This window comes from Clostridium tanneri (genome assembly GCF_033659955.1).
Classification (GTDB): domain Bacteria; phylum Bacillota; class Clostridia; order Clostridiales; family Clostridiaceae; genus Clostridium_AM; species Clostridium_AM tanneri.
On sequence record NZ_JARUJP010000004.1, the window covers coordinates 193,746 to 215,141 of the forward strand.

At 34.4% G+C, this 21,396-nt stretch carries 18 protein-coding genes and 2 other annotated features; of the genes, 7 read left to right on the forward strand and 11 right to left on the reverse strand.

Going from position 1 to position 21,396, the window contains the following annotated elements:
* Positions 1-39: 39 nt before the first annotated feature.
* The 5 genes from P8V03_RS05355 to P8V03_RS05375 all read right to left on the reverse strand — a co-directional run bounded on the left by P8V03_RS05355 (position 40) and on the right by P8V03_RS05375 (position 6,065).
* Positions 40-1,149: an ABC transporter permease subunit gene (locus P8V03_RS05355; protein ID WP_261672084.1), complete on the reverse strand. Its 1,110-nt coding sequence runs from the start codon at positions 1,147-1,149 to the stop codon at positions 40-42.
* A gap of 4 nt (positions 1,150-1,153) precedes the next feature.
* Positions 1,154-2,188: an ABC transporter permease subunit gene (locus tag P8V03_RS05360; protein ID WP_261672083.1), complete on the reverse strand. Its 1,035-nt coding sequence runs from the start codon at positions 2,186-2,188 to the stop codon at positions 1,154-1,156.
* Positions 2,185-3,807 (reverse strand): sugar ABC transporter ATP-binding protein, encoded by a 1,623-nt coding sequence (locus P8V03_RS05365; RefSeq protein ID WP_318797078.1) that lies wholly within the window; start codon positions 3,805-3,807, stop codon positions 2,185-2,187. Before P8V03_RS05365 ends, P8V03_RS05360 begins: the two co-directional genes overlap by 4 nt.
* Positions 3,808-3,888: 81 nt before the next feature.
* Positions 3,889-5,112, reverse strand: coding sequence for a DUF3798 domain-containing protein (locus tag P8V03_RS05370; RefSeq protein WP_346432501.1), 1,224 nt, complete (start codon positions 5,110-5,112; stop codon positions 3,889-3,891).
* Positions 5,113-5,441: 329 nt separating this feature from the next.
* Entirely contained in the window at positions 5,442-6,065 is a 624-nt protein-coding gene (locus P8V03_RS05375) for an MtnX-like HAD-IB family phosphatase (RefSeq protein WP_318797080.1), read from the reverse strand.
* A 195-nt stretch (positions 6,066-6,260) separates the two neighbouring features.
* On the opposite strand from P8V03_RS05375, the gene P8V03_RS05380 reads away from it, so the two are divergent.
* The 4 genes from P8V03_RS05380 to P8V03_RS05395 all read left to right on the forward strand — a co-directional run bounded on the left by P8V03_RS05380 (position 6,261) and on the right by P8V03_RS05395 (position 9,673).
* Positions 6,261-6,680, forward strand: coding sequence for a HutP family protein (locus P8V03_RS05380; RefSeq protein WP_261672080.1), 420 nt, complete (start codon positions 6,261-6,263; stop codon positions 6,678-6,680).
* Between the two features lie 311 nt (positions 6,681-6,991).
* Positions 6,992-8,002, forward strand: a complete 1,011-nt coding sequence (locus P8V03_RS05385) for an ABC transporter substrate-binding protein (RefSeq protein WP_318797083.1) — start codon at positions 6,992-6,994, stop codon at positions 8,000-8,002.
* Complete coding sequence (locus tag P8V03_RS05390) at positions 8,002-8,916, forward strand: ABC transporter permease (protein ID WP_318797084.1); 915 nt, start codon at positions 8,002-8,004, stop codon at positions 8,914-8,916. The genes P8V03_RS05385 and P8V03_RS05390 overlap by 1 nt, the downstream gene beginning before the upstream one ends.
* Positions 8,879-9,673 carry an ABC transporter ATP-binding protein gene (locus P8V03_RS05395; RefSeq protein ID WP_318797086.1) on the forward strand — a complete coding sequence of 265 codons (795 nt, stop codon included), beginning with the start codon at positions 8,879-8,881 and terminating at the stop codon, positions 9,671-9,673. Before P8V03_RS05390 ends, P8V03_RS05395 begins: the two co-directional genes overlap by 38 nt.
* A 156-nt stretch (positions 9,674-9,829) precedes the next feature.
* On the opposite strand, the gene P8V03_RS05400 is transcribed toward P8V03_RS05395, so the two are convergent.
* Together P8V03_RS05400 and dapB are read right to left on the reverse strand one after the other, a co-directional pair.
* On the reverse strand, positions 9,830-10,252 hold the full coding sequence (locus tag P8V03_RS05400) for a hypothetical protein (protein ID WP_261672076.1): 423 nt from the start codon (positions 10,250-10,252) through the stop codon (positions 9,830-9,832).
* A gap of 16 nt (positions 10,253-10,268) precedes the next feature.
* Positions 10,269-11,066 carry a 4-hydroxy-tetrahydrodipicolinate reductase gene (gene dapB, locus P8V03_RS05405; protein WP_261672075.1) on the reverse strand — a complete coding sequence of 266 codons (798 nt, stop codon included), beginning with the start codon at positions 11,064-11,066 and terminating at the stop codon, positions 10,269-10,271.
* Positions 11,067-11,379: 313 nt separating this feature from the next.
* Here dapB and P8V03_RS05410 point away from each other — a divergent pair, with 313 nt between their 5' ends.
* Complete coding sequence (locus P8V03_RS05410; protein WP_261672074.1) at positions 11,380-12,243, forward strand: CsxC family protein; 864 nt, start codon at positions 11,380-11,382, stop codon at positions 12,241-12,243.
* Positions 12,244-12,444: 201 nt separating this feature from the next.
* Positions 12,445-13,974, forward strand: coding sequence for a CsxC family protein (locus tag P8V03_RS05415; RefSeq protein WP_318797089.1), 1,530 nt, complete (start codon positions 12,445-12,447; stop codon positions 13,972-13,974).
* A gap of 101 nt (positions 13,975-14,075) precedes the next feature.
* On the opposite strand, the gene ilvB is transcribed toward P8V03_RS05415, so the two are convergent.
* The 4 genes from ilvB to P8V03_RS05435 form a co-directional block, all read right to left on the reverse strand.
* Positions 14,076-15,746, reverse strand: coding sequence for a biosynthetic-type acetolactate synthase large subunit (ilvB, locus tag P8V03_RS05420; protein WP_318797091.1), 1,671 nt, complete (start codon positions 15,744-15,746; stop codon positions 14,076-14,078).
* A gap of 71 nt (positions 15,747-15,817) precedes the next feature.
* Positions 15,818-16,819, reverse strand: coding sequence for a ketol-acid reductoisomerase (gene ilvC, locus P8V03_RS05425; RefSeq protein ID WP_318797093.1), 1,002 nt, complete (start codon positions 16,817-16,819; stop codon positions 15,818-15,820).
* A 259-nt stretch (positions 16,820-17,078) separates the two neighbouring features.
* Positions 17,079-17,297: a hypothetical protein gene (locus P8V03_RS05430; RefSeq protein ID WP_261672070.1), complete on the reverse strand. Its 219-nt coding sequence runs from the start codon at positions 17,295-17,297 to the stop codon at positions 17,079-17,081.
* Between the two features lie 86 nt (positions 17,298-17,383).
* Positions 17,384-18,553, reverse strand: a complete 1,170-nt coding sequence (locus tag P8V03_RS05435; protein WP_261672184.1) for an aminotransferase-like domain-containing protein — start codon at positions 18,551-18,553, stop codon at positions 17,384-17,386.
* A gap of 121 nt (positions 18,554-18,674) precedes the next feature.
* Positions 18,675-18,870: a binding site (T-box leader), on the reverse strand.
* 498 nt (positions 18,871-19,368) lie between these two features.
* Positions 19,369-19,618, forward strand: a binding site (T-box leader).
* Positions 19,619-19,679: 61 nt separating this feature from the next.
* Between P8V03_RS05435 and ilvD the strand changes: the two genes are divergently transcribed.
* Positions 19,680-21,362 carry a dihydroxy-acid dehydratase gene (ilvD, locus tag P8V03_RS05440; protein ID WP_318797096.1) on the forward strand — a complete coding sequence of 561 codons (1,683 nt, stop codon included), beginning with the start codon at positions 19,680-19,682 and terminating at the stop codon, positions 21,360-21,362.
* The last annotated feature ends 34 nt before the right edge of the window (positions 21,363-21,396 follow it).

The following is a 21,396-nucleotide window of genomic DNA, read 5'->3' on the forward strand; positions in this document are numbered from 1 at the left end:
TTTTAATATTTATTCCCTACAAAATCTACATGATTAAGACTACTTTGCTGCATTTCCGCTATTTCCTGCTCTCAGGTAAGCTCTATCCATTTCTTTATCCTTTTGTCTCTTCCATGCATGAAGTACCAATGCTAAGGTAACAACTCCATAAGATACAAACATTCTGAAGTATTCCCCTATCATAGCTTGACCTGTCAAATTTTTACCAGCCATAGGCATAACTACAAACATTAAATGAAACAACCCTGTACCAATAATGGCATTTGGTATAGACGCTTTACTTACTGTAGCTCCCCCTACTAGAAGTGCTGCAGCGGCAAATAATGCTGCTTGATCTGCTCCATTATAAGTATTTAACGTCCCAATATTTTGTAGATATATTACCTGTCCATAACAAGCAAGAACAGTAGAGATTATAATGGATTGTATACGAGTTTTTTCTACCTTTATTCCTGCAGTTTCCGATACTGTCATTTCCTGACCTACAGCCCTCATTTCCTGTCCAAGCTTAGTCTTTCTGAACCATACTGTAAATACACATATGAAAGCAATTATTAAGAAGGTTCCTATAGGTAAAGGTACTCCTCCTATATTAACCATCAGTAATTTATCGAATCCACCTGCTACATCTAAGTTTATGGCATTTCTAATACCATAGCCTCTTGAGAGAAGCAGAGTAGGACTTTTCACAGGTATTATAGATCCACACAAATATAAAAGGAAAAATTGATATATTCCTGCTATAAAAAAGCCTAACATCATTGAAGTAATCATTTCACGGCCCTTTGCTCTATTTAAAACAGCACCTCCAAAGTATCCCAAGAGTATTGCAATAGGAGTGCCTACTACCATTGCCAAGAAAAGCCCCGCTACCCCTTTAATTCCCCAGTCAGTTATGAATATTAAGCCTATCTGTCCAGCCATTGCACCTAAAACCATTCCAAAGTTAATACCCATACCTGCCATTACCGGTAATAAAAGAGATAATACAAGTAAGGAGTTTCTTGCAAGTCTAGTTGTAATCTCTCTAACTAGGTATAGTCCAGAAAACTGAGAAATAGGTATTGCTACTGCACTGATTAGTAAAAATAGAATTGGTACGGCACTGCCCGTTAAAAACTTTTTCATCCATCGATTATCAACCTTCATATTCCTACCTCCCTTTCCTAGTAAGGGCATATACTATCATCCCGTTTGATACAATAATTCTTATGATTTCAGAAACGTCTATGCTGATTGCGCTATTTATAACTGAAGGTGTCATTGTAACTATACCTTGGAACAGGATAGTTCCAATAACCACATTTGTAATAGTAGCTTTATTTACAGAAGCTCCGCCAAGAAGTATAGCTGCTACTGATGGAAATGCAAAAGCTAGTGGAGCATTGTACATTTGGATAAAACCGAAGCTCTGCTGATAAACTATCATTCCTATAGCTGAAAGTACCGTTGAAAGGACAACAGACACCGTTCTCATCTTATCTACATCTATTCCTGAAGCCCTTGCAAATTCAGGATTAGAACCAACTGCTGTTATTGCAGTTCCTATTTTAGTTTTAAAGAATCCCCATACCAATATACTCATGAAAATAAAGAATAATATCATTCCTGTTGGAACAATAAAATCGTTTGTTATTTTTATTTTTAAAAAGTCGCTAATCTGATGAAACCAATAATTCTCGACGCTTATTGTTACACGAAGTCCCTCTCCCTTAAACCCTTGAACACTTGCAGGATTCTTAAAAGGAAGTGCTATCCATAACATATTCATAAAAAATACAAAGGAATACCCTACATATGTAGCAATAATCATTTCGTCACCTTTTACTTTATTTAAAAGCTTACCATATCCGTACCCTAATATTACAGCTACGATTATTGCAATTCCAAAGGCTACTAATATTCCGGTAATGCCTGTAAGGTTAAATTCTAGACTCATTACAGCTCCTAAAAGTCCAGCAACCAATCCAACTGGACTTCCAAAATTTAAACCACAGCCAGATTGTATCATCGGTACCATAGCTAGAACAAGAACTGCATTCATCCCAAAACGGACTATAACATCATTTAATGACATATCTTCTCGGACACCAAAAAACGGTGCTGCAATAAATAGGGATACTAAAAATAATCCTATAATAATACGAGGCCATCCAAAATTCTTTATAAAATCTCTAGCCTTATTCACTGCCTTTCACCTTCCTCCATTAAATGATATCCACCAGACATAAGCAGTCCAAACTCTGCTGCTTCAGCATTAGGAGGCAGAATGCCTGCTACCTTCCCCTCACTTATAATAGCAATTCTATTGCATATAGACTTTAGCTCTTCTAATTCAGATGAAACCATTATAATTGTAGTATTATTTTCAGCATTATATCTTCTTAATGCGTCAAGAACTAGCTTTTTAGCACCAACATCTATACCTCTGGTAGGCTCAGATACAAATAGAAGACTTGGTTCAAGTGCAAAGGCCTTTGCAAGACATACCTTCTGCTGATTCCCTCCTGAAAGCTGCCTAGTATATTGTTTCTCGCTTGTACATTTTATTTCTAGAGACTGGATATACTTTTGGGCACATTCCTTCATCGCTTTTTCATCTCGCCATTTAATTAACCCTCCTAGTAATCTCTTAAGAAACTTCTCCTGAACCTGCATCGCATTAAAAGCAATGTTCCAGTCAATAGGTTCATCAAGCAAAAGTCCTACTCCTCTACGATCCTCCGATACAAAGGCTAGGCCACTTTTTAATGCATTGAAGGTTAAATTTAGCGGTAATGCTTTACTATTGAAAGTAACCTGTCCACCAGCAGGAAACAAACCCATTATTCCGTTAGGTATCCCCAGTTTTCCTTGTCCTGCTAAGCCACCTATTCCAAAAATCTCTCCCCTTTTAACGGCGAAAGATACATTTTTTACTATTTCTCCTGGCATATCAACCCAAAGATTTTTTACTTCTAGAATGACATCCTTGTTATTATCCGTTGAATCTATAATTTTTACCTCTTCATCTTTTCTATTGTCAACATCTCTTCCTACCATCCATTCTGCAATCTGCCTTACATTTACTCCTTCAACAGGTCTTTCAACTACAACTATGCCATCCCTTAGTACTACAAGGGTGTCACATACTGCTGTTATTTCATGCAATCTATGTGAAATAAATATAATTGAAACACCAAGATCAGCAAGCCTTCTCATAGACTTTAGAAGTATTTCTGCCTCTGATTCCGTTAAAACAGCTGTAGGCTCGTCCAATATTAGCAATTTAACCTTTTCTCTATCAATTTCTCTAGCAATTTCAATAAACTGCTTATGTCCTACTGGCATTTCTGAAACTAGAGTATCTGGATCAAGTTGGACACCTAATGTTTCAATGGCTTTTTTAGCACTCTTTCTCATTTCTTTTATATCAATAGTTTCTAATCTTTTTCCAAATATTTTTGATATTACATTAGATTTAGTTTTTTCCATATTTAGTAATATGTTCTCTGTTGTTGTAAAGCCCGGTATAAGTGAAAACTCCTGGTGCACCATTCCAATCCCAGCCTTTAAGGCCTCAATAGGGTTTTTAAAATTAATTTTTTCACCATCTAAGTATATTTCTCCTTCATACCCTCCTGTTTCTGCAATGACAGTCATACCAAAAAGTATTTTCATAAGTGTTGATTTCCCAGCTCCATTTTCACCGACTAAAGCTAGTATTTTACCTTTCTCCAGCGAGAAATTTATATCTTTTAGTACTCTGTTACCTTCAAACTGTTTACCTACACCTTCAACCTTTAACAATATATTTTCATTTGACAATTATTTCACCTCTTATCATACAAAGTGATCTGTTTATATTAGGAAACGGCCTTTCATTGGCCGCTCCTAATATACCTTCAACTATTTTATCTTCTTATATTTATCAGGAACTACTTCCTTTGTCTGGCCTAAATAGCCTTTTCCAAATACATATGTGTCTTCGTACAACATAACGTGATTCTTCTTTTCTGTTCCGGTGGCTCTATCTATATAATATGAACCATTCCACGCTGTTCCAGGAGTAAACTTTTCATAGCAAGCCATTAAATCTTTAAAGGAATCTTTTTGTGCCTTTCCTTCAATTACCCTTTTTGCAAACTCAGCAAGTGCTTCGGTGCTAGTATAGTTATAGGAATAAGCCCAAGTTCCCATTCTTCCACTGCCGCCTTTATCAATTACAGTTTTTTCAACCTTTTTAAGTATTGCAGGCCAATTTCCTGCCTCAGCTTTAAGATCAATTCCGAAAGCTCCTGGGTATCCCATTATTGGAGATGGAAGATCCGGCTCTACAAATATTGCTCCTAATTCAGCAACTTTCTTTAAAAGAGGTTCTGTTTGTGCATCATTTGTGCAGAAGAAAGCTGTGTCTTTTCCATATTTTTGTACCCATGATGGCATTTTCTCAAGTATAAACTGCTGTGCACCTGGAATTCCAACGTCACTCATTGGGTCTGGAGCTGTTTCAAAAGCGAACTTTAATCCTAAATCCTTACAAGCTTCTTCCATTATTGTTTTTCTTAAGGATAAAAGTTCGATACTCATATGTCTTGGGAATGAAATATGAACAAAAGTTTTAGCTCCCATTTTCTTTGCTGCGAGAATCATTAAGTAACCACGGTTTACGTTATCTGCGTTTACTACTAAATCCGAAGCCGCTTCTATCATGTTAGTGTCTTCCTGTGGTTCTCCTGCAAGTAAAAGTATGTCCGGTCGTCTTTCTCTGATTTTCTTAAAAGCTGCAACTGTACCTGGAACAGATTGATTAACCACAATAGCCTTCATATCCGGATCATCCGCAAGTCCTGCAATCTGAGCTATAGTTGTTTCCTGTTCCTGCATAAAGTTGTCAGGATAAGTTACATGTTTTACTATTCCTCCTTTGTCCACATCACCGTACTCCTTAATAAATGCCTCTGCACCTCTTAATTCATCCTCAGATTGTGCCACTGTACCCGTAACTATACCGATGTGAAATTTGGATTTGTTAGAATCAGAGCTTGTACTATTTGTAGAATTTGAACCTCCGCACCCTGCCAAGCCTAAGGCCATTGTTGCCGTAAGAACTAGTGCTAGTACTTTTTTCAAAACATTTCCCTCCTCAAAATTCCTTTTTATATTAGGTTGAAAAGCTAACTTTTCAATTACTAATCATAGGCAATTAACCCTAAATACAAATTCCTATTATATTTATATTGATTAATTCATATTATATTCCACAATTATCTGATTACTTTTATATTTCACAGCCTATCTGGTTCTTACTGTAGACATTTTCTGATCTATAATAAAAAAACACTACTAATACTATAGTTATATATAGTATTAGTAGTGCTTTTTTAAAAATGAGATAATGAGTACAAAACCGAACTCTATCTATCATTCTTATTTTCTAATGTCTATTTTACAAAGCAGCTCTAAATGTATCTTAGTATATCAAAAAAAGTGTCAAATTTGTAATGAGGTATTTTTTGTTCTTCACAATATTCTTTTAAAAGAGATTTGGCAAATACTGCATCAGCATGTATGCAAGCACACCTATCAGAGTAGCCATCTCCTATGTAGTAAACTTCATAATCATCATTTTTTAATTCTTCCACTAATGATTTCTTGCAGTTTCCACATAAATTACATTCTCGATCTTTATTTAAGAAGGACAACTTCCAACCATTATTGTAAACTGCCTTATTACAATAAATATCCAAGTCCTCAAATTCCTTTTTATCTAATATTTCATTTATATATACATCATATCCATCTGAAGCTACAACTACTTTATATCCCTCTTTATGCACTGCCTCTAAAAATTCCTCAAAGCCTGAGCTTATTTGAAAGTTCCTTGCAAAGTTTCTTATATATTCATCATCATGTTTTATTAAATTCCATTGTTTCTGACCACATTCTGCCGTACCAATTTTCTTATCTAACCAAAGCTGGCCTATTTCCTTCCATCCTTTCTCTGCCAGTGTCCTTACTATAGAAAAACCAACATCTTCTTTAGTTATAGTTCCATCAAAATCAACAACAAAAGCCTTTTTCAACCTTTCTCCCTCCAAAGTATTCACAATATCTTAATATATACATTTCCCAATGTTTAATTATACAAGAGCAAAATATCCATGTCTACAGTTATTTACATATAAATACAAATTCTTCATAATTTACTCTAATTATATATTATGCTATAGTTAAACTAAGCTAGAAATTAGTTTTCTGATAATTTAGGAGGTAATATAATGGATCATAAAAGTACAGATATAGCTAAAGCTTCTGTTAAAATGGCTATATCATCAAGGAGTACAGAGGAAAAACTTATGGCTGCTTTTAAGGAAAAGGGTATCCTTACTACTGCTGTAGACATAGGTGGTGATTTTACATACTCCACTACAAAAATCATAGAAAGGGCTCTTGTTGCTTCAAAAAGAAGTGGATTAACTAAGGATTGTCATGTTCATGATGGTGCTGTAGCTGGTGCTACCAAAGAAGCCCTCGCTCAAATCATGGCTAAAGCCAATGGCTTAAATGTAGGTGGCAAAATAGGGATAGCTAGGTCAGGAGAACATATAAGTGTTTGTATATTTCTCAGTATAGGATTGCTTCACTTAAATGAAGTAGTAATAGGTCTTGCCCATCGCTCAATTCCGGATATCTACTAAATAATAATTTAAATAGATAACAATTTAAAAGTTTAATTTTTTGTTGCAGATTGAAGTTCTAAGTTGAGTATTATAAAGTCTTTATTTTATAAATCAGAAATTTAACCTTCAAAATAAACAATTTTACCAAAAATCGTAAATACGTTGACTTTATCTGGAACATAATATATGATTATTTTCAATAAGAATTTTAAGAAAATTTTAAAATTTATAATTATGTAGTATGGTAGGAATATATTTTAGTTTATGTGGCTGCCTTTATATTTAAAGGTGCCTTTATTTTATAACTTAATATTTAGGAGGATGGTAGTATGGTAGAAAAAAAATTATTATCAGTTCTATTTGGCACTTTATTTTTAGGTACATCGATTTTAAACGGATGTAGTTCTAAAGCTGTTAGTAGTACAAATAGTTCCACAGGAATTATTGAGGTTGGTATTAGTCAACTGGTAGAACACCCTGCTTTAGATGCAACTCGTAAGGGTTTTCTTGAGGGCTTAAGTTCTAAAGGTTTTAAAGATGGTGAAAAAATTAAAGTTGAATACCAGAATGCCCAGGGAGATATCCCAACAACTCAAACTATAGCAAATAATTTTGTTTCAGGTAAAAAGGATTTAATATTGGCAATTGCAACTCCAGCTGCTCAAGCAGCTTATAACAGCACCAAGGATATACCTATTTTAATTACTGCTGTAACAGACCCTGTAAAGTCAGGATTGGTAAAATCCTTAGATAAACCTGGTACAAACGTTACTGGAACTAGCGATGCTTTACCTATGGATAAACAATTTTCATTAATTAAAGAATTAATTCCTAACTGTAAAAAGGTAGGTATACTATATAATACTAGTGAAGCAAATTCTGAAATTCAAGTAAGCAAAGCAAAGGATCAGGCATCAAAAACTGGCCTACAGCTAGTAACTGTAGGAGTTACTAGCTCTAATGACATATCCCAAGCACTTACTTCTTTGCTTCCAAAAATTGATGTTTTATATACACCAACAGATAACTTAATAGCATCTTCCATGGCTTTAATAAGCTCAAAATGCATAGAAAATAAAATACCAATTATTGGCAGCGAAAAGGCTCATGTTGATGCTGGTGCTTTAGCTACAGAGGGTATTGATTACTATAAACTTGGTTTTCAAACAGGAATTATAGCAGCAGATGTGTTAAGTGGAAAAAAACCTCAAGATATATCTGTTCAGACTCTGAAGGAAACAAAGTTAGTTATTAACGAAGATACTGCCAATAAGCTAAATATCACTATACCTAATAACTTGAAGTCTAGGGCAGAATTAGTTGTAGGTGGTGGTAAATAGTGAATGGCTTTATTATAAACGTTCTCGAGCAAGGCTTTATATTTGGAATAATGGCTATAGGTGTTTATATAACCTATAAAATACTAGACTTCCCGGACTTATCAGTGGACGGCACCTTTGCCTTAGGAGCTGCAGTAACAGCCTCAGCTTTAGTAAAAGGGATAAACCCTCTTTTTACATTAGTTTTAGCTTTTACCGCTGGTTTAGTTGCTGGAGGAGTAACAGGTATACTTCATGTGAAATTGAAAATTACAAACCTACTTTCTGGAATCCTAGTTATGATAGGCTTGTATTCTATAAATTTAAGAATAATGGAAAAGGCTAATATACCCTTGTTCTCTGAGAAAACAATTTTCTCCTTTAGCCTTTCACCGATAACTATATCTGTAGTAATTCTTATATTAACAAAATTAGCTTTGGATATCTTTCTAAAAACAAAGTTAGGTTTTGTTCTAAAGGCTACAGGGGATAATCCTCAGATGGTGACCTCCCTTGGAGTAGATATAGGAAGAATAAAAATTATAGGCCTAATGATTTCAAATGCAATAGTAGCCCTATCAGGTTCTATAATGGCCCAGTATCAAAGATTTTCAGATGCTGGCATGGGTACTGGAATAATAGTTATGGGTCTTGCTTCTGTAATCTTAGGAGAATGTATTTTTCAAAGAACTTCAATAATTGCAGGAACTACTGCTGCTATTGTAGGTTCGATAATTTATAAAGGCAGTGTAGGTGTTGCCCTAAATTTAGGCTTCCCTCCTACAGACTTAAAGCTTATAACCTGTATAATTGTTATTGCTGCATTATCCCTCAACAGCAAAAAACTCCACCTGAATTTTAAGGGTAGAGAGAGCTTTACTAGAGGAGGTGCGGTAATTGTTACAAATAAAAAATCTGCAAAAAGTTTTCAATAAGAATACTGTAAATGAAAAAATTGCTTTTAAGAACTTTTCTATTAATATAGATGAAGGAGATTTTGTAACAATAATAGGTAGCAATGGTGCTGGAAAATCTACACTTTTAAATCTAATATCTGGTTCTGAGCCCTTGGAGAGTGGCTCTATAACTTTAGATAAAAGGGAACTATCTAAACTTCCTGAATTTAAAAGAACTAAATTTATAGGTAGAGTTTTTCAGAATCCCTCTTTAGGAACTTCTCCATCTATGACTATATTAGAAAATTTATCAATGGCTTATAATAAGGGCAAACAGTTTGGTTTTTCATCTGGAATCGATAGAAAAAATCTAGACTTTTTTAAAGAAAATATTTCAGAGCTCTCTCTAGGTCTCGAAAATAATTTAAATACCAAAGTAGGGTTGTTATCAGGAGGGCAAAGGCAAGCACTTTCCTTGCTTTTAGCTACAATATCCAATCCTAAACTGCTTCTACTTGACGAACATACTGCAGCCTTAGATCCAAAAACTTCTGAAAATATTGTAGAGTTAACAACTAAAACTGTATGTAAAAAAAATATAACAACATTGATGGTTACTCACAACCTAAACCACGCAATAAATATAGGTAATAGATTACTAATGCTTCATCAAGGTGAACTTATCTTAGATATTAGAGGCGCAGAAAAGAAAAACCTAACAATAGAAAAGCTGCTAGATTTATTTGCTAAAGGAAACTCAAAAGACTTTATAAGTGACAGATTAGCTCTTTCTTAAAAATTTATATAATACTTTTTTCTCTTTTTAAGGTCGAAAAAGTCCCTATGTTTACCTCCGAATTTTAAACATAGGGATTTTTTTCTTTCTATTTTTTTGATAGAGGCTGCATTAAATTCTGCTCGTAGACTTTCATAAATAAAATCCTAAGATTCTTTAATCTTCTAAAAGTTCTTTTATATCTTTATAAATAAAAATGTTAGATATTCCTCCATAATATCTTATTATACCATCAACCACAGTAATTGGAGGTTCAAAACCGTCTTTAATTATCTCTTTTATCTTTTCTTCAATTAAGTTATCTTTGTTTAATTCTATGAATTCTAATTGAGTACTATTTTTAACATCACTTTCATTAATAAACTGTTCTAATTCCTTATAAGCCTCTGATATAGTTTTGCTCTTTCTGCCTTTGCAACATGAATGTTCCACCTCTGAATTACTACCACATCCATGGCAGGAGCTTTTTTTATTTTTACATGTACTAGAACAGTCCTTTTTTTTCCCGTGGCATCCACAACCACTGGATAATCTTTCTTCTCCAATTCCGTATACCTGAACTTTAATTTTTCCATTCATGTTTCTTTTTCCCCTTCTATAATCCTAAAACATCTTTTACAGTGTAAAATCCTGGTTCCTTTCCTTTTAGAAATAGGGCAGCCTTGCAAGCTCCATTTGCAAAACACTCCCAATTATGTGCATGATGGGTAATCTCCAATCTTTCTCCCATTAATCCAAAGATGACAGTATGACTGCTTGAAATATCCCCTGCTCTCACAGAATGATAACCTATTGTTCCTTCCTGTCTCTCTCCAGCTCCTTCTCTGCCATAAACAGCAACGTCCTTTAGCTTATTACCTAAGGATTCTGCTATTACCTCTCCCATCTCCTTTGAAGTTCCACTTGGGGCATCTTTCTTATTTCTATCATGCATTTCTATTATCTCTATGTCTGACATATGTCCTAAGGTTTCCGCTGCAGTCTTTAGAAGCTTATACATGACATTTACTACCATAGAGGTATTTGCAGCGAAAACTATAGGAATAGACTTGGAAATATCTTTTATTCTATTAAGTTGCTCCTCTGTAAACCCAGTGGTTCCACATACAACAGCTTTCTTATGCTTTAATGCAGTTTCTATAGTTTCCATTGAGCACTTAGGAGTAGTATAGTCTATTATTACATCACAATTTTCTATTATACTTTCTAGTGAGTCTACCACCGGTGAACCTACTTCCTTGCCTATACCTGCTGTAAAACCTACATCTTTTCCTATGTAATCCCTTCCCCTGGGAGCTACAGCACCAACAATGGTGATATTCTCCATATCTGATGCTAATTTAGTAATTAGCCTTCCCATCTTTCCCTTAGGTCCCATTACTACAATCTTCATTTATATCACCTCATTTTTAAACTTTTACCAATAGGAATATTAAAATCAGCACATAACATATATCTAATTTTAATTATTGCCATATAGAAATTATATCACAGTTTTACCATTACAATAACAAATTGTATAAATGTCCGTTCACATCGCTTGAAGTTTTAACAAAAATTAAAATGCAATTATGAAATATATAATTTTCCTTAAAAACCTTTTATCTTATGTGGCATATTTCATGAAACAGCATATTATAAACTAGAATATGAAATAACGAAAACTACCTTTCATATTCACCTTAGATTAAAAGGAGGTTACCTATATGTCTAGAGATAAATGTTATACATCAAATGAAGATAATAATAAGTGCACTGAAACTAGCTGCACTACTTCATCTTTTTCCGATAACTGCGACTGCCATGACCAATGCTGTGATGCAAAGGTTATAAAAGCTGAAACAGAATGCCAATGTCCAACTTCCACTCTACCACCTGCAGTTATTCCTGCTGGGGCTTTTGTAGGAAAAATACCTGTAGAACTTGCTTTTATAAGTGTAGATATTCCTGTTATGGCTACTATTAAACTTGAAGAAAAAGCCTATGAAATTAAACGTATTAAAAAGAATGCATATGTAACTCAATGTCACCTTCTTCCTACGCTTACCAGAATTCCTGGAACTAATACAATTACTGGAACACTATTTATAGAAGGATTTGTTAGAAAAAATATAGAATACGCTACTAAGGAATGTTCTAGTAAGAGCGTAACCAGCGGAAAAATAAGACATACTACTGTTAAAATACCTTACAAATGCACAACTTCTGTCACTTTTACTGCAACACCTCCTTTCCCATTAACAGGCTTAAGACCACCAATATTTATTCCAAATACTCCACCTACAGAAATTGGACAGTACTCAGAGAGATTTAACACCTGTGATCCTTGTCAGGAAGCAACATTAGGACAGGATTCCTGTCAACAATGCTTTACCAGCACTGAAGTCTTTAACGAACCAGTTTTCTGTGAGTTAGTAAGTGCTACCTTTAATGAATGTGACATTCACTTAAATCCAACAATTTGTTGTGATCCTACAGAACAAACTTTCCAAAAAATTCAGGAAAAAATGCTTCTAACTCTAAGAATTAAAATACTACAAAAGCAGCAGGTAAGAGTTACAGCGCTTTAATCTACCTTTAATAAGCATTAAGGCTTATGTATTTAAAATTATTTAGTAACAAAAGCTAGCTAGTAAAATACAGACCCAACTCCTACGAACTTGGGTTTTGGGTCTGTTTTTAGAGTATATGCTTATAGACACATAAAAATATTAAAATTTTTAGAAGAGAAACTTATATCAGGCAGCCTGTTAATGAAGGAGGATAGAATTATGAGTAGAAAAGACCATAGAAGACCTACATCGGAAGAAAGCAATGATCTTTTAAAAGACAAGCGAGTAAGAGAACTATTAGACAAACTATTGGAGAAAAAGACCTCACAGGAAGATGCTCATAGTACCGGTGAAACCAACTCCAGTGAAGCCAGTTCCAGCGAAAAAGAACGTACAGATAAAACTACTGATAGGAAGCGTTCAAGAAGAAAACACAGAAGACATAGAAAAGAAAGTTCCTCTAGCACTGATGGTGGCAGATCTAAAAAAGAAAGAAGATCTAAAGGTCATAGCAAAAAAGAGGAAAAAGAAAGCTCCTCCAGTTATGAAGTTTCTATGATTGAAGAGGAATGTATAAAAAAATATGAAGACAAACAAGTAGAAAAAAAAACTACAGACAATGACTGTGATGAGGAAAATTCATCATCTAGCTCTACTGATGCTAGTACCACTACTGAAGATTCCTGTAAATGCAATGAGCCTATAGATGAGAGTTCTGCACATACCAGTGCTAATAATTGCAGTTCTTCTTCTAATGACACTAGTACTACAGATAACTGCACTACCGAAAGCTATTGCTGTCATTCCGAAGATTCAGGTGAATGGGAAAAATGTGATGAATGTGGTGAATGTGATGAATCCCATGATTGCGATGAATGCGATGAATGCGATGACTGTAGTGAATGTAGTGAATGTGATGAATCTGAAGATTGTAACGAGTGCACTGAATGTGATGAAACTGATAGCTGTGAACAATGGGAAAGCTCCAGTGAATATGATCAGTGCCAAGTTACCTTAGAATGCTGTGAAGCAGATGTAGATTCAGAAAGCATGTCTCTTTGTCCAAGTACTTCCACTTGCCCTACATTTACCCAGGGTCCCGTAATAATAAAAACTCCAGTAGTATTAGCACAACCAAGAATAACTGTATCAATAGTATCTTCTCTTAAGCTTGAAGAAGAAGCTATTGAAATAAAACGTATTAAAAAGAACGTTTATGTAACCCAATGCAAGCTTATCCCTAATTCCGGTAATGGAGATCCTTGTTATGGAGTAGTGTTTATAAGTGGGTTTATTAGAAAAAATATTGAATATGCTACTAAAGACTGTATAGACAAAGATGCATTAAGTGGTAAGATAAAACACACTACTGTTAAGGTGCCTTTTAAATGTGTAACTAAAGTTAGATTTATAACTCATCCAGTTATTAACACTACAGCCCCTCAAAGTGAAGTAGAAATACTAGACAGCACTATGAATATTTGTGACCCTTGTGCAGAAAAAATTGCTGGTAGAGATTTATGTCAGCAAAGCTTTATATTTAGAGAAGTTTTTAACGAAGAAGTCTTTTGCGAGTTAGTGGATGCGGAAATTATTGAATCTGATATTTTAGAAAATCCAAAGGATTTATGCTACAACTCACCTATTGAAAAAATTTTTAGAAGTATAACTGAAAAGGTAGTATTGAATATAACTGTTAAACTGCTCCAAAACCAACAACTTTGTATTACCTCTTCTCCATTACACTAAAATAATAAGGTCAGCATCTCCGCTGACCTTATCTACTTTTTGCATTTTTTGAAACACATAGACTTAAGATAATTTCTTAATTTCTATATTCTTATTAGTTTTTAACCTATACACTCAGTAATAGCAGCTCCTGGAGGTACTATAGGGAATACCTTATTATCACTGCTAATAATACATTCTATAATAACCGGCTCCTTTAGTGATAAAGCTTCTCTTAGAATTGTATCTATTTGTTTATCCTCAGTTATTTTCATTGTTTTTATTCCATAGGCTGCCCCTAATTTAATAAAATCAACATCCTCACCTAGCTTTGTATGAGAAAATCTACCTTGATAAAACAAGTCCTGCCACTGGTGTACCATACCTAATACATGATTATTAAGAACTAGTTGTATAATAGGTATTCTATACCTTGCTACTGTTGCTAATTCTGTAGAATTCATCTTAAAACTTCCATCTCCAGCTATGTTGATTACCTTTTTATCGGGATTACCAATGGAGGCTCCTATGGCAGCTCCAAGGCCAAAGCCCATAGTTCCAAGCCCTCCAGATGTTATAAAAGTTCTTGGCTTTAAAAATTTAAAATATTGAGCTGTCCATATTTGATTTTGACCAACCTCAGTAGTAATAATACAATTGTTACCTGCTAACTCTTGAAGCTTTTCTATTATATTTTCAGGTCTTAAGGAATATATATCTTTCCTTTCTGATGTTTTATAACCTTTCCAATTCTGAATTTGTTCAGTCCATAAGTCATTATCCTTTTTTTCTACTCTTTCTATTAGAAGTGATAGAATTTTTTTTGCATCTCCCGCTAACGACACAGCAGTATCTATATTTTTTCCAAATTCTCTAGGGTCTATATCAATATGAATTAACCTTGCATTTGGTGCAAAGGCCTCTACTTTGCTAATTACGCGATCACTAAACCTAGCACCTACTGCAATTAAAAGGTCACAGTTATTTACTGCATAATTTGAACAACGAGTTCCGTGCATTCCTACCATACCCATATAGCTTTCATGATTACCAGGGAAGGCTCCTATACCCATTAAGGAGCATGTGACAGGAGAATTTATCTTCTCTGCAAATTCCCTCAACTCTTTATGGCTTTCTGAAATCACAACTCCACCACCAGCATAAATTACAGGCTTCCTACTATCATTTATTATATCTATTGCTCTACCTAGACTAACTTCATCGAAAGTAACATACTTTTTACTTTCACTTAAGAGAGTTTTGTCACCTTGTCCAGCTTCATAGTCAATAAAAGCTTCCTGAACATCCTTTGGTATGTCAATTACTACTGGACCTGGCCTTCCTGATTTTGCAATCATAAAAGCTTCTCTTACTACAGCTGCAAGAGATTTTGGATCTGTTACTATATAATTCTTCTTAGTAATAGATTTTGTTATTGACACAAAATCTACTTCTTGAAAAGAGTCTTTTTTTAATAGTTTCTGTGAAACCTGCCCTGTAATTACTATTAACGGCACCGAGTCCCTGCAAGCTGTTGCAATTCCTGTAACAGTATTTGTTGCACCGGGACCAGATGTTGCTATGACAACTCCTACTTTTCCTGTAGACCTAGCATATCCGTCTGCCGCGTGAGTAGCTCCCTGTTCATGAGCAGTTAATATATGAGTTATTTCCTTCATACCATATAGGGCATCATAAATAGGCAACACTGCACCACCTGGATACCCAAATATTGTATCTATTCCCTGTTCTTTTAGACATTGTAATAATACTTGTGCACCTCTTAATTTCATAATGATACCCCCTATATATTATATAAATACTACACTAATATTCTAGTACACTCTCTTAAAATTAATCTATATTATTTGTTTTTAAGCCAAGACATCATAGCTCTTAAATCTTTTCCTACCACCTCTATTGGATGATTTTGTTCGCTTCTTCTTTTTGCATTAAAATAAGGTCTATTAGCGGCATTTTCAAGTATCCAGTTTCTAGCAAAGGTACCATCCTGTATTTCACTAAGTACCTTCTTCATTTCTTTTCTAGTTTCCTCAGTTACAATTCTCTTTCCTATACTATAGTCACCATACTCTGCTGTATCACTTATAGAATATCTCATATAACTTAATCCACCTTGTACCATAAGATCTACTATAAGTTTCATTTCATGAAGACACTCAAAATAGGCATTTTCTGGCGCATACCCTGCTTCTACTAAGGTTTCAAAACCTGACTTTATAAGCTCACAAATTCCTCCACAGAGTACAACCTGTTCACCAAATAAGTCTGTTTCAGTTTCATCTTTAAAAGTAGTCTTAAGCACTCCTGCTCTGGTTCCTCCTATACCTTTTGAATATGCTAATGCATAGTCCATAGCTTTTCCACTATAATCCTGATATACAGCACATAGACAAGGTACTCCCTTTTCTTCTACATATTCTCTCCTTACAATATGACCTGGTCCCTTTGGTGCTACCATTATTACATCTACATTTTCCTTAGGAACTATTTGATTAAAGTGAATATTAAAACCGTGGGCAAACATCAAAACTTTTCCTTCTGTTAAATTAGGCTCTATGCTTTCAGTATATAGCTTACTTTGTTTTTCATCTGGCACAAGTACCATTACAAAATCTGCAGTTCTTACTGCATCCGCCACTTCCATTACCTTAAACTCTGCTTCTTCTGCTGCTTTCCAAGACTTACTCCCAGTATAAAGTCCTACTACGACCTCTACACCACTATCCCTTAAATTTTGTGCATGTGCATGTCCTTGGCTGCCAAATCCTAATACCGCAACTTTCTTTCCCTTTAATAATTTCAAATCTGCATCACTATCATAATAAACCTTTAATTTTTCCATTTTTATTCCCCCATTTTTTCTATTTTATAATCTAGATACATATTTTCAGCAATGGCAACTATATATAAAACATCTAATATTCTTGACTAGTGAACAATTGATTTATAAGGAGCCTTATTCTTATAGAATAAGAATTGCTTTTTTAAAGCTCCTTCATTATCAATTGTCCACTTTAAATTTCAAGCATAACAAATTGCTTTATCCAGAATTTTCAGTCTTATAATCTTATACCTCGTTGATTCTCTCTAAACTAAGATGATTAAGCAGAACAATTTTTACAGAGATATTTTCCATTTACCAAACTTATATCACTGCTATGTCTTTTATCGTATACAGAATTACACCCTGAACAAACTACATTATATTTGTCATTGCATTTAGGACAATACACTGTATTTTCACTTGAATTGTAATTCTTTTCCCCCATTTTACCACAACTCTCACATACTCCAACGGTTATACTATTCATAAAAGGCATAAAACCTCTCCTCCTTTTTATTTAAATAATAAAATATTTTTTAGAAGCTCTATAAATATCTCAAATCCCCTTATCTTTAGTGCCTTTTAAAAACTTCTTAAAACCTGACCCAGTCTTTTTACTCCTTCTACAATAAGCTCATCCTTCATGCTTGAGAAATTAAGCCTGAAATTATTCCTATGACCCCCATTTGGATAAAAGGCTATACCAGGAACAAATCCTACCCTGTACTCCATTGCTTTTTCTAAAACCTTTGATGCATCTAACTCTTCAGGAAGTGTTACCCATATAAATAATCCTCCTGCTGGATTTGTATATGAGCAACTTTCTGGTAATTCTTCCTTTAGGGTTTTTACCATCAAATCTCTTCTTCTTTTGTAAACTTCTTTAATTTTATTTACGTTATCTTTTATATCATACATATTCATATAAAGTGCAGTTTCTTTCTGAGCCATGGTATTGGTCTGCAAATCTACAGACTGTTTAATTAACAGATACTTATTCACTATCTCCTCTGCTGCACAAACCCATCCAATCCTAAGTCCTGGACAAAATATTTTTGAGAAAGTACCATGATAAATAACTCTTTCATTTTTATCAAAACTCTTAATTGCTGGTAGCCTTTCACCCTCAAATAGCAAGTTTCCATATGGATTATCCTCTAGTATCATGACATCGTATTTTTCCGCTAGCTCAACCATTCTTTTTCTTCTTTCAACAATTAAAGTAATTCCTGTAGGATTTTGGAAATCAGGTACAGTATAAATAAACTTAGTATTTGGATTATTCCTTAGTTTCTCTTCTAAATCCACCATATCCATTCCATGTTCATCCATTTTTACTTCCACAAATTTAGGTCCATAAGGCTGAAAAGCAGTTATAGCTCCTAGGTAACTTGGACTTTCACATATAACCACATCCCCTTCATCTAAAAATAATCTTCCTGAAAACTCTAAAGCCTGCTGAGAGCCACAGGTTATGACTAAATTATCTGCTGTAGTATCTACCCCTGCCTCTTTCATAATTTGCTCTGCAATAACTTCCCTCAGTTCTCTTATTCCTTGTGTAGTACTGTACTGAAGAGCATTTCTTCCATCACTTTCTAGTACTTCTTTAGTTACTTTTTTCATTTCTTCAATAGGAAAAAGTTCCCCGTCTGGTAAGCCTCCTGCAAAAGATATTACTTCAGGCATTTCAGTAAGCTTCATTATCATAGCTATAATTTCATCACTTTCCCTTGATGCTCCAACATTCATTCTATTAGCAAATTTATTCTTCACACTACCATCTCCTTTGTTTTGCATAACTATAACTACTTTTGAATTAATATACTAATCAATTTTAAAAATAGGTATAAAAAAAACAAACCCTTGCCCACCATGGGGCGAGAGTTTGTTCGCGGTACCACCCAAATTTTTACTTAACTAAATAACGACTTTCGCCGGCACAGCTTACTACAGTTCAGCTTACAACTTAAGGGTGATTTTCAATAGCCTCTAGTTTGTGAGCTTTCACCTAGCCTCACTCTCTGTAAAACCTTTCACTATTTACTCTTCCCTATCACAGTTTTTAAATATAGATTTGTATAATCATTCAAGTATTGTTATTAATTTACACCTTTTTAAATTTAATGTCAAGAGTTATTTTTAAATTTTAAAAAATATTTTATAGATTAAAATTCTTCCACTTTTTATTGATGAATGGAAATTAGAATCAAATAGTTATGTGACGATAATAATATTTAAAATTTCATTTGTCAATATATTTTTTCATTTATTCTCTTACATTTTTTAGTCTATTAATTCTTGCAAAACTGTAATTTCAGCAAAGTTAATCCTATTTTTTTGCTATAATACATAATATTAAAGCCTTTTATTGAATATTACTTTTTTATTTCAAGAAAACTTAATTAAACGTTTACAATATGATGATTTTACTAAAAACTTTTTATCATTCACTTTATGATTTTTTATAAATTCTAAATTTCAATTTTCTATATATTATATTACTGAATATTTTATCATTTTTAATTGACAGTGTTCAGAAACTATAGTATATTTAGGAGCAAATACTAAAAACTATGACAGGAAAGAGTAAACATACCTATGCTTTAAAGAGAGTGGGACTAGGTGAAAACCCATAAGCTAAGTCTGTTGAAAATCATCCTAGAGTTGCAAGCTGAACTAGCTAGTAAGCCGCGCCGGTGTAAGCCGTTATCTTAATCAAGTATAATGTTAGGCAATATGGAAATTTAGTCTATTTTCATGGTATTGTTTAGCTAATAAATTTGGGTGGTACCGCGAGCAGATTTCGCCCCATTATTGGGAGAGATCTGTTTTTTGTTTTCGTAAAAATCTAATATTCTGAATTGGGGGTATTATAATGTCAAAAACAAACTATAGAAGTAAAGAAATAACAGAAGGAGTAGCTCGTGCACCTCACCGTTCCTTACTATATGCCATGGGGTATTTGCCTGAAGATTTAGAAAAGCCTCTAGTTGCAGTTGTAAATTCACATAACGAAATAGTTCCTGGCCATTTTCACTTAAATGAAATAGTTCAGTCTGTAAAATTAGGGATTAGTGCCAGCGGAGGAACTCCTATTGAGTTTCCCTGTATAGGCATTTGTGATGGAATTTCAATGAATCATAGTGGCATGAAATATCCTCTTTCTAGCAGAGAACTAATTGCAGATTCTATAGAAGTCATGGCAATGGCCCATAAATTTGATGCTCTTGTTTTAGTTGGAAATTGTGACAAAACTGTACCTGGAATGTTAATGGCCGCTGCAAGACTTAATATTCCAGCTATCTATATAAGTGGTGGCCCAATGCTTACTGGTAAACATAATGGAAAAGTTATAGATTTAGTACATGGTGCCTTCGAAGCAGTAGGTGCTTACGCTGAAGGCAAAATAGCCGAAGAAGAACTGGTAGAAATCGAAGAAAATTCTTGTCCTACTTGCGGAAGCTGCTCCGGCATGTTTACTGCTAATACTATGAATTGCTTAGCAGAAGCTTTAGGAATGGCTCTTCCTGGCAATGGAACTATCCCAGCCCCTTACGGAAAGAGAAGACAGCTTGCAAAAAAAGCTGGTATGAAAATAGTGGAGCTTGTTAAAAATAATATTCGTCCTAGAGATATTCTTACGCTAAAAGCTTTCAAAAATGCAGTAGCTGTAGATATGGCTATTGGTGGTTCAAGTAATACTACTCTTCACCTCTTAGCTATTGCAGCTGAAGCCAAAGTTGAACTAAACTTAGAGCACTTTGATTTAATAAGTAGAAAAGTACCAAATATAGCAAAATTGAGCCCTTCCGGTATGCACAGCATTGAAGACCTAAATGAAGCTGGTGGCATTTCTGCAATACTAAAAGTGCTCGCAGAAGGTGACCTGATTTCTACTGACACCATCACTGTCACAGGAAAAACTTTAGGGGAAAATATAAAAGACACAAAGATACTTAACAGCTCTGTAATTAGACCTTTAGATAATCCTTATTACAGCGAAGGAGGTATTGCAATATTAAATGGCAACTTGGCTCCTGATGGAGCAGTTATTAAGCAATCCGGTGTAGAGCCAGAAATGTTTCATCATAGAGGCCCTGCTAGGGTATTTGATTCAGAAGAAGAAGCCTTTGAAGCAATTATAAAAAGAGAAATAAAGGCTGGTGATGTTGTGGTAATTAGATATGAAGGTCCTAAAGGTTGTCCTGGCATGAGAGAAATGTTAAGTCCCACTGCCGCAATTATTGGAATGGGTCTCCAAAAATCTGTAGCTTTAATTACTGATGGACGTTTCTCCGGAGGCACAAGAGGCCCCTGTATTGGTCATGTCTCTCCGGAAGCTTCCGAAGGAGGACCTATTGCAATACTAGAAAATGGTGATATGATACAGATAGACTTACCAAGCAGGGTTTTAAAGGTAGAACTCTCTGAAGAAGAGATAAATAGCCGTTTAGCTAATTGGACACAACCACCTTGTAAAGCAGAGGAAGGTACTTATCTTTATCGTTATAGTAAACTTGTTACTTCAGCTAGTACTGGAGCCGTATTAAAAAAATAGTTTATATAGACTTACTTAGCATAATAAAAGCACT